Origin of the sequence: Puniceibacterium antarcticum (assembly GCF_002760615.1) — a bacterium.
GTDB lineage: Bacteria > Pseudomonadota > Alphaproteobacteria > Rhodobacterales > Rhodobacteraceae > Puniceibacterium > Puniceibacterium antarcticum.
In genome coordinates, this window is record NZ_AWWI01000092.1 from 1 (window position 1) to 14,827 (window position 14,827).

Sequence of the window (14,827 nt, forward strand, 5' to 3'; positions counted from 1 at the left end):
AGTTACCACATTGGATTAACCTAGTGAATCCCACGCAGGATTTGTGCAACAAGGCCCCTGGCAGACCAACCTCCATCGCAGGGTTCACCAGAGGGGCGTTGATCGCGCCTTGGGTCGTCGGCGGCGAAATGGATTGGGTGCTCTAAGCCAAGACGGTCTGGCGCTATCGCGAGGCCCTTGCGCAGGCGGGCATGGTGGAGGTGTTGTTCATGCAATTCGACCCTTGCCCGGCAGGCGATTGCGCAGCAATTTGCCGAGAGGGGGCTATCTGGCGTGGCAGACCTACATTGCGCGGGGCGGCCAGATCCTGGATGCAACCATTGTTCCGGTGCCGCGCAATCATAACACACGCGAGGAAAACAAGGACATCAAGAACGGCGCGCTGCCGGAGGGCTGGGCGGACAAGCCCGCAAAGCGGTCTCAGAAGGACGTCGACGCGCGCTGGACCAGGAAACATGGCAATAGCCATTACGGCTACAAGAACCACATCAACGCGGACCGCATGCACAAGCTGGTGCGGCGCTACCACGTCAGTGACGCCGCGCAACATCCCTCTCATGGTTTGCAGGCCAAACACTGCCGGGCAGTGGACAGCCATGCGGGGCAACACCTGCTGAGGCGGGGCAACAGCGGCTGCGGCGTATGGGCGGATGCGGCCTATCGGTCGGAAGAGATGGAGGCAACGTTGCGCACCCTTAAGCTGAAGAGCCACACCCACCGCAAGGCCAAGCGCGGCACGCCACTGACCGAACAGGCCAAGGGCAGCAATCGGACGAAATCCACGGTGCGCGCGCGTGTCGAGCAGGTGTTTAGCGCACAGGCAAACGACATGGGCGGAACGCTGGTGCGCATGATCGGCATGGCGTGGGCCAAGGCCAGGATCGGGATGAAAAACCTCGCCTGCAACAGGCGCCGTCTGTGCCAATTGCGCCACCTGAACCCGTGCCCGGCATGACCGAAAGGCTCGGCGATCAGGCAGCGGGGCAGCCGGAGCACCCAAGACCCCAGAGAGCGCAAGGACAACGAATGCAGGCATCAGGCCCGCATCAAACCGCTGAACCTGCTCCGGGCGACCAGAAAAGGTCAAAAAATCGAGGTGCCCTCAAAAGAAACGGGTGCTGGATGCTTTCCTGCCCGCTGCCTCCCCAGACCTCAAACGGGGCTCCGTCCTTTCAAGGCTGAAATGATCCGCTGGATCATTTCCAACACGCCTTTCACCCTGATCGAAATGGCCTTCTCAAAGCACATCTCCGCTGCATTGGCGCCAGAACCTAAGATGCCCTCATCCAGGCTCTCTGCGACGTCTGCGCCCTCTTCGATACCGCGGAGCGCTGGAATTTCTTCAATGCTGCAGGATATGCATCAGATTAAAAGCAAAACGCTTTGACAATAATTTTGAGTCAGTAACTGCCTGCAAAATGCAGTGCCAAGCCGAGTCTCGCTATCACGATTTATCTTAAGGCTCCGCGCCCCCCTCTGCTTAGAAGCGTCCCGACATTGTGCAGCTTCTCCCGGATTAGGGTCGTGACATCGTCGACTACCAGATTATCGTCGACTGCCCATACTTGGAGGGCATCAATCATCGCGTGAGTCGCTAGTTCAGCCAAAAGTTGCGCTTCGGCTGCAAACGCGGCGCCAAAGCGCGCCACGAGAAGGTTCGAGACAACCAGCGAGGTGTCGTCCATTCTCTTGCGGAACAAAGGCAAAAAATCAGGGGTTGTCTCGATAACGTCCATGATTTTGCGCATCATATTGCGATCAACCTGGTCATCCTTCAACACTTGACCAAGCAGATGTGCTATATCGTCGACGATTGGCGCGTCAGAGGTGATGAACCAATCAGCCTGCGCAGGATCGGGCGGAGTTGTCTCGCCCAGGATCGCAGCCTCTTTGTTGTTGTAGTAGTTAAAGAACGTTCGCGTGCTTATGCCAGCTTCAGACGCGATCGCCTCTGTTGTGGTGTGCTCGTAACCGCAGCGCAGGGTGACCACCACTGCGGCCATCTGGATTTCGCGGGACGTCTGCCGACGGCGCCTCTCTCGAAGATTCGTTGCCATTCATTGCTCAATCTGGGATTACATTCTACGTAAACATTGCATAGACTGCAATTATATGCAATCAACTACTGGCATGTAGCGCCTCGATGGCCGAAAAATCGGAAATTCAGATGATGTACAAGTTCAACTTCTCCAGCGGAATGGTTCTCGCGGCAGCGATCTCTCTGGCCGCACCGGTCTGGGCGCAGGCCCCTGGCGGCATGCCACCAAAGCAGGTCGGTGTCGTCAAAGTGTCACGCGAGGATGTCCCTCGGATCGTGACCCTTCCGGGACGTGCGGTTGCGGTCTCATCCACGGAAATCCGGCCACGAGTCAGCGGACTTGTGCTAGAGATTCTCTATGAGCCAGGACGGGCCATCGCCTTCGGCGATCCGATGTTCCGAATTGACGACACCACTTATCAGGCCAATGCAGCCAGTGCTGCGGCGCAACTCGCAAGTTCCGAAGCGCAGGTGACCGAGGCCCAGGCCTCCTTCACGCGTACGGAGCAGCTGGTGGGATCCGGCAGCACTCAAGCCCAGGTTGATTCCGCGCGCGCCGCGCTGGACCAGGCTAAGGCTGCCGTGCAGTCTGCGCAGGCAGACCTGACATTGGCCAAGGCGCAGCTTGACTGGACGACAGTGACGAGCCCGCTGGCCGGCTCTGCCAGCGTTTCGGCCATTTCGGTTGGTGACCTCGTGACCGAGGGGCAGGCCGATGCCATGGCAACAGTGACCCAACTCGATCCGATCGAGGTGGATATGTATGGCCCTTCCTCCCGATTTATGAGCGTCATGGACGATATCGCGGATGGCAGCCTGCGCATGAACGAAGAGCTGAATGCCACGCTGACACTTGAAAACGGGCGCACCTATCAGGCCGTGGGCACGCTTGTAGCACCGGGTGTCACGGTTTCGACCTCGACGGGTTCGATTGATACGCGGTTTCGCTTCGACAATCCAGAAAATCGTCTTCTTCCAGGAATGTTCCTGCGCGGTCAGGTCGATCTTGGCGTGACCGAGGCCTTTCTCGTCTCACAATCGGCAGCCAGCCGAGACAAACTTGGTAACCTGTCGGCTTGGGTCTTTGTTAACGGCAAGGTGAGCCAACGGAACCTTACTGAGGACGGCAGCTATCGCCAGCAATGGATCGTGACCGACGGACTTGAGGACGGCGACATGTTGGTCGTGGATGGGCTGACAGGCCTTTCGGAAGGCGCCGAGGTTGTTTCCGTGCCCGTCACCTTCGACGAGAACGGCGTGGTGCGCGACACCGCTCTTCACCGAGAAGGGGCCGCTGCCTTGACGCCCGAAACTGAAGCGCCCTCTGACGCGCCCGCGAAGGAATAACCCGAACCATGGCCCGTTTCTTCATTCACCGCCCGGTCTTTGCCTGGGTGATTGCCCTCATCACCATGCTGGTAGGCGCCATCGGCCTGAATTCTCTGGCTATCGAGCAGTATCCACAGATCGCGCCGACCAGCGTCAGCATCAGCGCGAGCTACACCGGCGCCTCTGCCGAAATCGTTCAATCCTCTGTCACAACGGTGATTGAGGATGCGATGACGGGACTCGACGGGCTGATCTACATGACCTCTAATTCGACGCCGGGATCTGCGTCAATCTCGCTGACGTTTGATGATAGTGTCGATGCCGACATCGCGCAGGTGCAGGTACAGAACAAGTTGCAGCTGGTCACATCGCAATTGCCGGACGTGGTGCAACAGCAGGGCGTAAACGTGTCGCGTTCGACCAGTTCGATCCTTCTGGTTGGGGCGCTCACCACGTCCGATGAAAGCCTTTCCACCGTCCAATTGGGTGACCTGATCGCGCAGCTGATCGAAGAACCTGTCAAGCGCACCCCCGGTGTCGGCTCGATCAGCACGTTTGGGTCGGGGTATGCCATGCGGATCTGGATGGATCCGGCAAAGATGATCCAATACCAAGTCACTCCAGCTGACGTCACGGCCGCCGTCGCGGCGCAGAACACGAACGTCACCGTCGGCGATCTGGGCGCGCAGCCAAGCGCCCAAGGCCAGCGGATGACAGTGCCGATTTCGGCGCAGTCGCAACTGTCCTCGGTCAGCGAGTTCGAAGGCATATTGCTGCGCGTTGACCCAGACGGCTCGACCGTCTTTCTGGGCGATGTGGCGCGGATCGAGATCGGGCAGGAAAGCTACGGCGGTGCTGCGCGTTTCAACGGCAATCCGGCGGCAGGCTTCGCCGTGAATCTGGCCACCGGCGCCAATGCGGTCGACACTGCCGCCTCCGTGCGACAGACTATTTCTGGTGTGGCCGATGTCCTGCCTGCGGGCGTCGATGTCGTCTATCCATACGATACCTCGCCTTTCGTCGAGGAATCCATTTCTCAGGTTTACCACACCCTTGCCGAAGCCGTAGTCTTGGTGTTCTTGGTCATCCTTGTCTTCCTGCAAAGTTGGCGTGCGACGCTCATTCCGGTCATCGCGATCCCGGTGGTCATGCTTGGGACATTCGCGGTCCTTGCGGCGGCCGGCTACACCATCAATACGCTGACCATGTTCGCACTGGTGCTGGCCATCGGCCTGTTGGTCGATGACGCCATCGTCGTTGTCGAAAACGTAGAACGCGTGATGGAGGAAGACGGCATCGGCCCGGTCGAAGCCACCGAGAAGAGCATGGACGAGATCACCTCTGCGCTGATCGGCATCGTGCTGGTATTGTCGGCAGTGTTCCTGCCCATGGCCTTCATGGGCGGTGCGACGGGCGTAATCTATCGTCAGTTTTCGGTCACGATCATCACGGCGATGGTCCTGTCACTGGGCGTTGCGGTTATCCTTACACCTGCCATGTGCGCGAGCCTTCTCAAACCGCGCGGTCATGGCGCCGGAATCGCTCCGGCGCGCTGGTTCAACCGTAACCTTGACCGTGCCAACAATGGCTATGTCAGTGTCGTGACGCGACTGGTCAAGCGCCCGCTGCGCATGCTTCTGGTCCTTGGTGCTGTCGGCTTTGGCGTACTCGCGCTTTTTGACCGACTGCCTGGTTCTTTCCTTCCTGATGAGGACCAAGGCGTTGCACTTGTCATCATACAAGGCCCCGATGGGTCGACAACTGCGCAAACCGAAGCGTTGGTCGAAAAGGTCGAGGATTACTTGCTGAACCAAGAGAGCGATACGGTCGAATCCGTCTTTGCAGCCCTTGGATTCAGCTTTGGCGGCAGTGGTCAGAACAATGCGATGGTCTTCGTCAAGCTGCGCGACTACGCGGATCGCGAAGGATTTGACATCGCATCTCTGGTGAACCGGGCCAATGGCTATTTCTTCACGACCAACCGGCAGGGCAACATCTTTGTGCTGCAACCGCCCGCCATCCAAGGCATGGGCAGTTCGTCGGGTTTCACGATGTACCTTATAGACCAAGGTGGGGAGGGACAGGAAGCTCTGGCGGCTGCGGCCGACCAACTTGTCGCCGATGCCCAGACCGATGGCCGCGTCACGGGCCTGCGTGGCAACGAAGCCGCGACCCAGACCGCGCTGCGCCTTGATATCGACCAGCAAAAGGCTACTGCATTTGGCCTGTCGATCCCGGAGGTGAACGCGATGCTTTCGGTCATCTTCGCCGGTCGTGACGTGAACGACTTCGCTTTGGGCAACGATCTGCGTCCCGTCATCGTTCAGGGCGAAGCCGAGGCCCGTTCTCAGCCGGAGGACATAAATCGCTGGTATGCGCGCAACAGCCAAGGTGAGATGGTGTCCTTCGCGGCCTTCTCGGAACAGAGATGGACGCAGGAACCTCAAGCTGTCGCGCGTTACGGCGGGACCCGAGGCATGGAACTCAGCGGGACTGCCGCTGCAGGTCTGTCCTCCAGCGCCGGCATGACTGCGATGGAGGAGCTTGTGGCAGATCTGGACGGCAACTACGGTACCGCATGGACGGGCCTGTCCTATCAGGAACGTCTGTCTGGCAACCAGGCACCGCTGCTCTTTGCCCTCTCCGCACTGGTCGTGTTCTTGGCGCTGGCTGCCTTGTACGAAAGCTGGGCCGTGCCGCTGGCCGTGATGCTAACCGTTCCAGTTGGCGTTCTGGGCGCCCTCGGAGCGGCACTCTACTTCGGACAGTCGAACGACGTCTATTTCAAGGTCGGTCTGCTGACGACTATCGGGCTTGCGGCCCGCAACGCCATCCTGATCGTGGAATTCGCCCAGACCCAAGTCCACGAGGGCAAGTCAGTGGTCGATGCTGCGCTGATCGCAGCACGCCAGCGCCTGCGCCCGATCCTGATGACGACCTTCGCGTTTATGCTGGGAGTCCTGCCGCTAGCCATTGCTTCTGGCGCGGGGGCTGGCGCGCAGAACTCTATCGGCATCGGGGTGCTGGGGGGCATGGCCTCCTCGGCCGTCCTAGGCATATTTCTCGTGCCGGTGTTCTACGTGGCAGTTCTGAAGCTGCGCGAAATGTTGATGGGAAAGGAAAAAACGTCTTGATCTTGTCCTTGTGGATCATCTGCGCCACTTCGATATCTGCGAGTGTTGCAGACGCCAACCGAAATTATTCGAAATCTTTCATCTATCGGGTCAGTTTCTTGATGAACCGGTGTACCTGCTCATTGACGTCATTCCGGAATTTAACCTGACATATGTAGATCAACCAGGACCACCCCTGCAAGATCGGCAGCCAATTTAGGTTCCCGAGCACGGCGAGGTTAGCGCCGCTTTTGTCGATCAAGACCATCTCGGGCCAGCCATTGATCCTGATTGCAAGCGCAAAGAAAGGCGTGGCTACCGCCTCATCAAGACCCTCAGAAAGCAAGGAATAAATGGTTTTTCCGTTTCTATCAACTGCAAGGTACAAATACGTCCACCGGCCTTTGACCTTGATATGAGTCTCTTCCATGCTTCAGGATCTGCTGGTCGATTATTTGCGCCGCTCGGCCTCAGCAACGACCATTGGCGCGAATTTCACGAACCATCGGCTCAGGGTGGCATGGTCCACCCACGCCGCGCTCGGCCATGATTTCTTCCAGATCGCGGTACGAGACGACATAGCGGATGTAGAAGAACGCGGCGAAAAGGATCTCGTCTTTCGGATAATGCACGCCGTTGAAATCAATCGCCACGTCCGTGTGAACTTTTAAATCTCAAAGGCTCCGAATATTACGAGCGGCGCGACAGGCACACTTTCTCAAAAGTTTGCGCCAGAATCGGATCTGATGATGTGACTGCTCCCCGACGGCATTGATGTGCCAAGGTAGGTCTGCGATGATCCACAAAGGAGGTCGGTCAGGTCGGAGATAATCACGGTCGGGCTCGACCTTGCGAGGACTGTGCTCCAAGCGCTTGGGGCCGATGCCTCGGGCTGTGCTGCGCAAGAAACTGAGACGGGATCAAGTCCTCGAGTTTTTCGGACGCCTGCCGTCCTGCGTCGTTGCGATGGAAGCCTGAGGCGGCGCGCCTTTCTGGGGTCGCGAGATCCCCATGCTGAGCCATGACGTTCGACTCATGCCGCACGCTTACGTCAAACCCTTCGTGAAGCGCCAGAGTGAGGCGGGCAAAAAAACGATCCCGTGGACCGTTTTCCCGCCGAACGATGCGGCCGACGTCGAAGCGATTTCTGAGGGTTCAAGCCGTGCGCGAAGCGAGAAAACCCAAGGCGCGGTCATGGTGTTTCGCGTGCGCGAGCTTCTGATCCGGCAGCGGGCCCAGGCCATCAATGCGTCGTGCAGAAAGCAGGCCTTTGGCATGACGAGGACATTTGTGCGAATTCGGACAAGTCGTGCCAAAGGGAGCGGCCAACGCGTCGAAGCTGATAGCAACCGTCGAAAACGCGGAAACTGATTGCCCGCCGATGCAGTCCCTACACTCAAGGCGCTGATCTCTGCGCTGGCCCAGCTGGAGGCCCAGATCAGGACGCTGGACAGCGAGATCGCCCGTCGTACCAAGGAAAGCGACGTGGCGCGGCGTCTGATGACGGTCCCCGGTATCGGCCCGCTGATCACCACGGCCATAGCAACCCTTGCGCCGCCGCCCGAGACTTTCCACAAGGCTCGGGATTTTGCGGCGTCGTGCTGAAAACGCGCCCGCGGCGTGACGCTCGGGCTCACACCACGACAACATTCCACTGGGGGCAAATAGCGGGTCGGAGGTACGAGCAGGACAGGCGAGCGGCCTCTGCGGCGCCTGCTGATGATCGGAGCCATAACGTCATCATCAAGCAGCATACCCATGCTGCAGCCCAGCCAGATACATGGCTGGGCGGGATGCTGTCACGCAAGCCACCAATGCTGGTGCGTGTTGCGCTGGCGAACAAAATGGCGCGGATCGTCTGGGCCATGATAGCCCGCGGTGGCGTTTACCAGTCTCCGGCCGCGGCAGCATGAGCCAGCTGCAGGTCGCGAGGACGTCGGCGCGGAAGAGGGCAAGGAGACGTTTGGCGCAACAGTCGTGAGACGGGGTCGGGAGAACCAGTGTGCAACAGAGTGCCATCGAGCACGCGGCTTTGATCTGGACCGGACCTTCGAACACCACACGGGCCTGCTTTATCTGGAACGTCGCATCATGAGGCCGGATACATGTCAGCATCCGGTGACGCGCCAAAATCAACTCTGAAGAATCCTCTTGCGCGAGAGGCGGTTATACATGTTGCACAAATCCAGTGTGGTAGCTTATCTGAATGAGCAAACCGACATCGCCGACCTACAAGACTACGAACTGGCCTGCCTACAATGAGGCGCTGAATGGACCTTTGGCGATTTGATGCCACCCCAAGTGCTCGTTTAGGCCACCTTTCGTTCGAAAGCCACAGGGCGTTTCCAACCCAATGCTGATTGGTGGCGGCGTAGATTGTAGAACCCGTTTATGTATCCGAAGATCCCCATTTCAGCCTGCCGCCGTGTATCCCATGAATACCGCGAGATCAGTTCTGCCTTGATGGTTTTGAAGCAGGTGAGGAGGTTCAGCAAACAGTCCGGGGGACTGTTTGCCCTACGTAAAACGGCGGCATCTTCATAGCAATTTTCCTTTCCGCTCATGGACATCTTGAACCCATGATGACGCGGGATCTTCTGATAATCGTGAGAACAGTATTGGCTGCCGCGATCCGTGTGGTGAATGCAGCCTTTGGGCGGTGAACGAAACGCGGTGGCCATCTTCAACGCACGGATCGCCAGATCACGTTTCATCCGGTTACTCACTGCCCAGCCGATGACACGACGTGAGTGCAGGTCCATCATCACTTCCAGATACAACCAACCTTCGCAGGTCCAGACATAGCTGCTCCCTCCTCACCTTGTGTTTGCGCGTTCGCACGACCGATATGCCGTTCTGACGTATCAAACGGCCTACGCGGCGATGCCCAACGTCCAAGGCAATTTTCTTCAGCTCTTCCGTCATCCGTGGCCTACCATAACTGCTCAGCCTAAGACGGGATTGTTCTTTGATATGCGCCAAAGTGACCAAATCAGATCGCTGTCTGCGGCTGGAAGTGCGATTGCGGAACGCCCGCAAATCGCGCGAGCTGATATTCATAACACGACACATCCGCCGGATGGCAAATACGGATTGCTGCTCTTCCCCTCTCGCGCATGTAGACATGCACGAGAGGGGAGTAGACGAACCTAAACCTCACGGCTTTTGGCTCGCGAAAAACACCGTCGCCTTCCTAAGAGACGGCCATATGGATCTCTTTGGTCAACTCCTTCAAATCTTAGCCCAATGACTTGGCGCGTCGTTTGAGATCACCGATGACGCGGCTACGATATTGGTCTTCATAATGGGATGCGCCGGGGTCGTGATAGGTCATGCCATGTCGCAGTCTGTTGTAAAACAAACCAGCGAGATGGCACGCTGTGGCAGTCACCGCTTTGGATTTACCTGCCTGCGCAGCAAGGCGGCGATAGAAGGCGCCTAGTGCGGTATCACTGCGGTAGATCGTGACTGCGGTCAGTCGCAAAAGTGCTGCCGCGCGGCTGGATGACCGCCTTGTGAGTGACGACAATACCTTTCCGCCCGAGCTCTTGTTGCCTGGTACCAAACAAAGCCAAAATGTGAAGAGTTTGGCGCTTGGCCAAGCGCGCAGATCGGTTTCGCATTCTCCGACCAGTTTGAGGGAGAGGGATGGCCCCAGACCGTGGATCTGGGGCAGGTCAAGCCTAAAAACCCCAAAGAGCGCTGCGCGCACATCAAATGAGGGAGTGCCGACCTGCATGGTCTTCGTTCGGATCCGGGGCAGATCACTGGGGTCGTGATCTTGATCTGCGGCCAATGTGTCCAGAACGGCTTCAAGGATGCGGTCACATTCCAACATCTTGGCCTGATAGACGTCGTAAGGTCCAAGGATTGGGTTAGGACAAAGACATGCTCAGGGCGGTCATTGCCGTTCAACGCCGCTTTGATTGTCTTAACTGAGCCGTGGCAACGAACAACGCGATATGATGCCAACAACATCCAGATCGCGCTCGCCTGCAACGATGGAGCGGATGATCCGCATGCCTGTGACGCCGGTGATATCCGACACGACATGATGAAGCCGAAGGTTCATCTCAATCAGTGCCTTTTGCATGTGCTGAATGTGAGCGGCTGCGTATGCTACCAAGCGTTCCCGCTGCCGCAGATAGGCGCGCAGCTTGGCAACCTGTGCGGTCGGCCTGAAGCTACCACTCAGCAGGCCATAGCAATGAAGTTGACGCAGCCAACTGGCATCTCTGACAACTATCTTCCGACCCGGTACGTTTTTGGCGTAACGGGCGTTTACAAGTATCACCTCAAACCCATGATGTTCGAGTATCTCAAATGCTGGAATCCAATAGACACCGGTAGATTCCATCGCGATGCTGGTGACACCGTGAGATTTAAGCCAAACGGCAAGGTCATGCAGATCGTGTGTGAATTTGCCAAATGCCCTAGCTACCAAGCGTAGGACAGGCCAAGCTTGTATTCACGTCCATCATTGTAATACGCGCTGCTCGTAAAGCTATCGACTGACACGACCTCACGCTTGTCGAAGAGGTTGGTTACGCTGACGTTCATCCTGAGTGCATCCGTGATCATGGCGCTGCCCGACATGTCAACGACCGCATAATCCTTCAGCTTTGTTGCGTTGGCGTTGTCTGAATACCGTTCGCCGGTAAATCGCAAACCGGCACCCAGATTCAGATCTTTCAGGACCGCATCGGCAAAGGTGTAATCGATCCAAAGAGACGCTGAATGTTTCGGCGTCAGCGCCGGTTGGTTGCCACGGTTGCCGCCGACGCCGTCTTCAGTAATTTCGGCATTCCAGTAGGCATAGGACCCGGTCAAATTCAAACCGTTGAACATCGTCCATTTCGCTTCCATCTCAGCGCCCCGCACACGGGTCTTGCCGACCTGTTCATATGTGTTGGCTGATGTCTGTGTCACGACATTCGTTTGAGTCAGATCGAATAGGGCCGCCGACAAAAGCGCATTACCATTGCCTGGACGGAATTTCAGGCCGATCTCGTATTGTTCGCCTTTCTGCGGATCAGCGTCACCGCTCAGGCTGGCGCGGCTCGACGTGTCGGCGGGCTGGAATGACTGGGAATAGTTCGCATAGAGCGACAGGTCCGGCGTCGCCTTGTAGGTCAGTCCGACACGTCCGGTAAACGCCTCATCATCGTAACGGACGGTGGCCCCCGGCGCACCTGATTCACTTTCGACCCAGTCATACCGACCGCCGAGTGTAAGGATCCAGCGATCCTGAAAGGTCAACTCTTCCTGCAGATAAAGGCCTGTCGTCGTCTGCGTGGTCACCTGATCGGCAACATAGCTGATGTCTACACAAGAGCGACCGCAGTAACTCGGGTCATTCATGTCGATCCCGTCCGCGGTGCCGATGTTGAAGGTTTCGCGGACGTCTTCATATACGTGATCAAGGCCAAACAGCGTGCGCGTTTTAATAGCGCCAAGGTTGGAATCGTATTGCAGCTGGTTGTCGATTGCAAAACGTTCGAGCTGCCCATCAACGGCATAGACAGAACGCCGCGTCGCCGCAGTAGCCCCGGCACCGTAGACAGATTCGTAGGTCAGATCCAGATCCGTGTAGCGCGCGACCTGACGAAAGCTAAGACCATTGCCAAACCTGTGCGAGAAATCCCAGCCGATATTATACTCCTCGCGATCCATCGCGTCGAAATCCGGTTCACCCAGATAGGTGTCCGGATCGATTCCAGATCCGAGCGGAATAGCGTGGCCGGAATTGGTGTTGCGCCGGTTATAATCGGCCATAATGGTCAGTTCGGTAAAGGCACTTGGCCGCCAGGTAAGGGCGGGTGCCACATAAAGGCGGTCGTCTTCAGTGTGGTCACTGCCGTTGGCGCCATTCTGCGCCTTCGCGGTTAAACGATAGGACCATGTGTCGCCCACACCAATCGGCCCGCCAATGTCGATGCCGGTTTCCCGCTGATCGGGGCCTAACATGACATAGGCCTCGTGAAAGGGGTCGTCCTGCGGCCGTTTGGTGATGGCGTTTACCAGCCCGCCGGGCGCGTTCAGGCCGAACAGGGTCGAGGTTGATCCCTTGAGGACCTCGAACCGTTGCAGACCATAGGGTTCGAACTTGCTTCCGGTAAAGCTGAGTGTACGGACTGGCAGCCCGTCGCGATAGGTGCCCATTCCAGTCTGATAGAAACCCCGGATCCGGATGTAATCATAGCGATCATCACCCCCATATTCGTCGACCGTCACACCCGATGTATAGGCCAATGCCTGAACCGTATCGCCAACTCCGCGGCGTGTCAGCTCTTGCTGTGTCACGACAGAGACTGCCGCGGGCACATCAATCAGAGCCGTATCGGTCTTGCTACCTGTCGTCGTGCGTTCGCCTACAAGTCCCGCGTCCGGGCCGATGGCCGTGTCCGACGGGGCATCGACGGTAATTTCTTCAAGTACAAAGCTGTCCGCTGTTTGCTCTGCAAACGCCTGCGTGCCCGCAATCAGGCAGGTGCTAAAAAGCAGGCGCTGCGGAATACGGCTGTCCATATGTTTCGTGAATAACCGTGATAGCGGTACGTTGGAAAAATAAGCCATGGCCTGTCCTGTCAGATGGGGTCGAACAAGGGCTGGCTGACGTTTTCGTCACCGCGATGAGCGGCTTTGGCTTGCAACGCAACCCGCCTAGAATGGATGTCTTGCAGGGTCAAGCATCACGGTGCCGCGACACACCCGGTATTTTACATTTGGGATGCCGCCTTCTGTCAGCGCTTGTTTTCCCGGCGGCGATCCTCTATTTCCGCAGCCTTAAGGCAGCCATATTCGCCGTGGGTTCCCTCGACGGTCGAATTCGCCACCGGACATCATCCAGAATTCCTGCCCGGCTTGCGGGGTCCGTGTGGCCGCGTGGAGCGGTCCCGTTGAAAGAGCCCTACATGGCATGCACGTCGAAAACCCGCACATTGATGACCCGCCGCAGCTTTGTCGCTGGCACCTGTGCCGCATTGGCAGCCCCGCCGCTGAGTGCGGATACGCCGCTGCGCTTTGCGCATGTTTACGGCGAAACCGTACTGGCCAAACCGGCGCAGCGGGTCGTGTCGATCGGCTACAGCACGCAGGACCCGCTGCTTGCGCTGGGAGTTGTGCCGGTAGGCATCCGCTATTGGTTCGGGGATTTCCCCTATGGCGTCTGGCCCTGGGCGCAGGGGGCGCTGGGGACGGCGCAACCCGCGCTGATCATTGGCGAGGTGTCGATGGAAACGGTTGCAGGGCTGGCCCCCGACCTGATCGTCGCCATAGGTTCCGGGATTTCAGAGGCGGAATATGCGCTGTTGTCGCGCATCGCCCCGGTGCTGATGCAGGCGCCGGAATATGCAACCTACGGCAGCCCCTGGCAGGAAACGACCCGCAGAATCGGGCAGGCCGTGGGCAAGGCCGAACTTGCTGAAACACTGATTGCCGAGGTTGACGCCACCTTTGCCGCCGCCCGCGGGCGCCATCCCGACTGGACCGGCAAGACTGCCGTTGCCGCCTGGCAGAATGGCGGCCAGACCGGCGCGTTCATGCGCAGTGACAACCGCGCGCAGTTCCTGACCGAGCTTGGGTTCCAGCCGCCCGAGGCGCTAGCGCAGCTGGACACAAAAGATGGGTTCTACACTACCCTATCCCCCGAAGATCTGTCGCCCCTTGATGCGGATCTGCTGGTGTGGATTTCGGCCTATGATCAGGTGCCCGATATCCGGGATCTGGCGATGCGCCGCACTCTGAGCGCCCACCGAGAGGGGCGCGAGGTCCTTGCCGGACCGCTGGTGGCGGGGGCGCTGTCCTTTGGCAGTGTGCTGTCGCTGCCCTATGCGCTGCAACAGCTGGAGGCCGAGATGATCGCAGCGCTGGATGGCAGCCCCGGGACCGTCGTGCCGTCTGCCCGGGACGCCGGGCTCGCGCCATGAAATGGGCGGGCCTTGGTCTGCTGCTTGCCCTTGCGATGGTGCTGTCGCTGAGCCTGGGCGTACGCAGCCTGTTGCCAGGCGACTATATTGCGGCCTTCACCGCCTATGATCCCTATGATCCGGCGCATATCACGCTCATGTCGATCCGCCTGCCCCGGCTTGCGGCTGCGCTGATTGCGGGGGGCGCGCTCGGGGTGGCGGGCAGCATGATGCAGGCGCTGACGCGCAACCCACTGGCCGATCCAGGCCTGCTGGGGGTGAACGCCGGGGCGGCCTTTGCGCTGATCCTTGGCACCACTTTGCTGGGGCGGGCCGATCAGACCACCATCGCGCTGCTGGCCTTTCCGGGGGCTGCGGCGGCGGCGGCGGCGGTCTTTGCGCTTGGCGGTGGGCTGCGCGGGGATGCGGGGCCGGTCCGT

6 protein-coding genes and 5 pseudogenes are annotated in these 14,827 nt (G+C 58.6%); 6 read left to right on the forward strand and 5 right to left on the reverse strand.

Annotation, left to right across the window (positions count from 1 at the left end; translation table 11 throughout):
* Positions 1-146: 146 nt before the first annotated feature.
* Positions 147-955 (forward strand): annotated as a pseudogene (locus P775_RS12750) (IS5 family transposase); the annotation flags it as partial.
* A 496-nt stretch (positions 956-1,451) separates the two neighbouring features.
* Here the strand turns inward: P775_RS12750 and P775_RS12760 are convergent.
* Entirely contained in the window at positions 1,452-2,057 is a 606-nt protein-coding gene (locus tag P775_RS12760) for a TetR/AcrR family transcriptional regulator (protein WP_099911354.1), read from the reverse strand.
* An 86-nt stretch (positions 2,058-2,143) separates the two neighbouring features.
* Between P775_RS12760 and P775_RS12765 the strand changes: the two genes are divergently transcribed.
* Both P775_RS12765 and P775_RS12770 read left to right on the forward strand, forming a co-directional pair.
* Positions 2,144-3,385, forward strand: coding sequence for an efflux RND transporter periplasmic adaptor subunit (locus P775_RS12765; protein WP_245875676.1), 1,242 nt, complete (start codon positions 2,144-2,146; stop codon positions 3,383-3,385).
* A gap of 8 nt (positions 3,386-3,393) precedes the next feature.
* Positions 3,394-6,501 (forward strand): efflux RND transporter permease subunit, encoded by a 3,108-nt coding sequence (locus tag P775_RS12770; protein WP_099911355.1) that lies wholly within the window; start codon positions 3,394-3,396, stop codon positions 6,499-6,501.
* Here the strand turns inward: P775_RS12770 and P775_RS12775 are convergent.
* Positions 6,500-7,133: pseudogene (locus P775_RS12775) on the reverse strand (IS6 family transposase); the annotation flags it as partial. The gene P775_RS12770 and the pseudogene P775_RS12775 overlap by 2 nt on opposite strands.
* Positions 7,134-7,307: 174 nt before the next feature.
* On the opposite strand from P775_RS12775, the pseudogene P775_RS12780 reads away from it, so the two are divergent.
* Positions 7,308-8,393 (forward strand): annotated as a pseudogene (locus tag P775_RS12780) (IS110 family RNA-guided transposase).
* Between the two features lie 396 nt (positions 8,394-8,789).
* On the opposite strand, the pseudogene P775_RS12785 reads toward P775_RS12780, so the two are convergent.
* The 3 genes and pseudogenes from P775_RS12785 to P775_RS12795 form a co-directional block, all read right to left on the reverse strand.
* A pseudogene (locus P775_RS12785) lies at positions 8,790-9,673 on the reverse strand (DDE-type integrase/transposase/recombinase); the annotation flags it as partial.
* A 45-nt stretch (positions 9,674-9,718) separates the two neighbouring features.
* Positions 9,719-10,915: pseudogene (locus P775_RS29875) on the reverse strand (IS110 family RNA-guided transposase); the annotation flags it as partial.
* Positions 10,916-10,917: 2 nt separating this feature from the next.
* A complete protein-coding gene (locus P775_RS12795) occupies positions 10,918-13,056 on the reverse strand; it encodes a TonB-dependent siderophore receptor (protein WP_099911356.1) in 2,139 nt (712 codons plus the stop codon).
* 338 nt (positions 13,057-13,394) lie between these two features.
* On the opposite strand from P775_RS12795, the gene P775_RS12800 reads away from it, so the two are divergent.
* Entirely contained in the window at positions 13,395-14,408 is a 1,014-nt protein-coding gene (locus tag P775_RS12800) for an iron-siderophore ABC transporter substrate-binding protein (RefSeq protein ID WP_099911357.1), read from the forward strand.
* The coding region (locus tag P775_RS12805) for an iron chelate uptake ABC transporter family permease subunit (RefSeq protein ID WP_143520898.1) at positions 14,405-14,827 on the forward strand (423 nt) is incomplete at its 3' end. The genes P775_RS12800 and P775_RS12805, both read left to right, overlap by 4 nt.

Bases quoted from the DNA above. Each gene is read 5' to 3' on its own strand.
- P775_RS12760 (WP_099911354.1), bottom strand. From the start codon at position 2,057: ATGGCAACGAATCTTCGAGAGAGGCGCCGTCGGCAGACGTCCCGCGAA.
- P775_RS12765 (WP_245875676.1), top strand. From the start codon at position 2,144: ATGGCCGAAAAATCGGAAATTCAGATGATGTACAAGTTCAACTTCTCC.
- P775_RS12770 (WP_099911355.1), top strand. From the start codon at position 3,394: ATGGCCCGTTTCTTCATTCACCGCCCGGTCTTTGCCTGGGTGATTGCC.
- P775_RS12795 (WP_099911356.1), bottom strand. From the start codon at position 13,056: ATGGCTTATTTTTCCAACGTACCGCTATCACGGTTATTCACGAAACAT.
- P775_RS12800 (WP_099911357.1), top strand. From the start codon at position 13,395: ATGGCATGCACGTCGAAAACCCGCACATTGATGACCCGCCGCAGCTTT.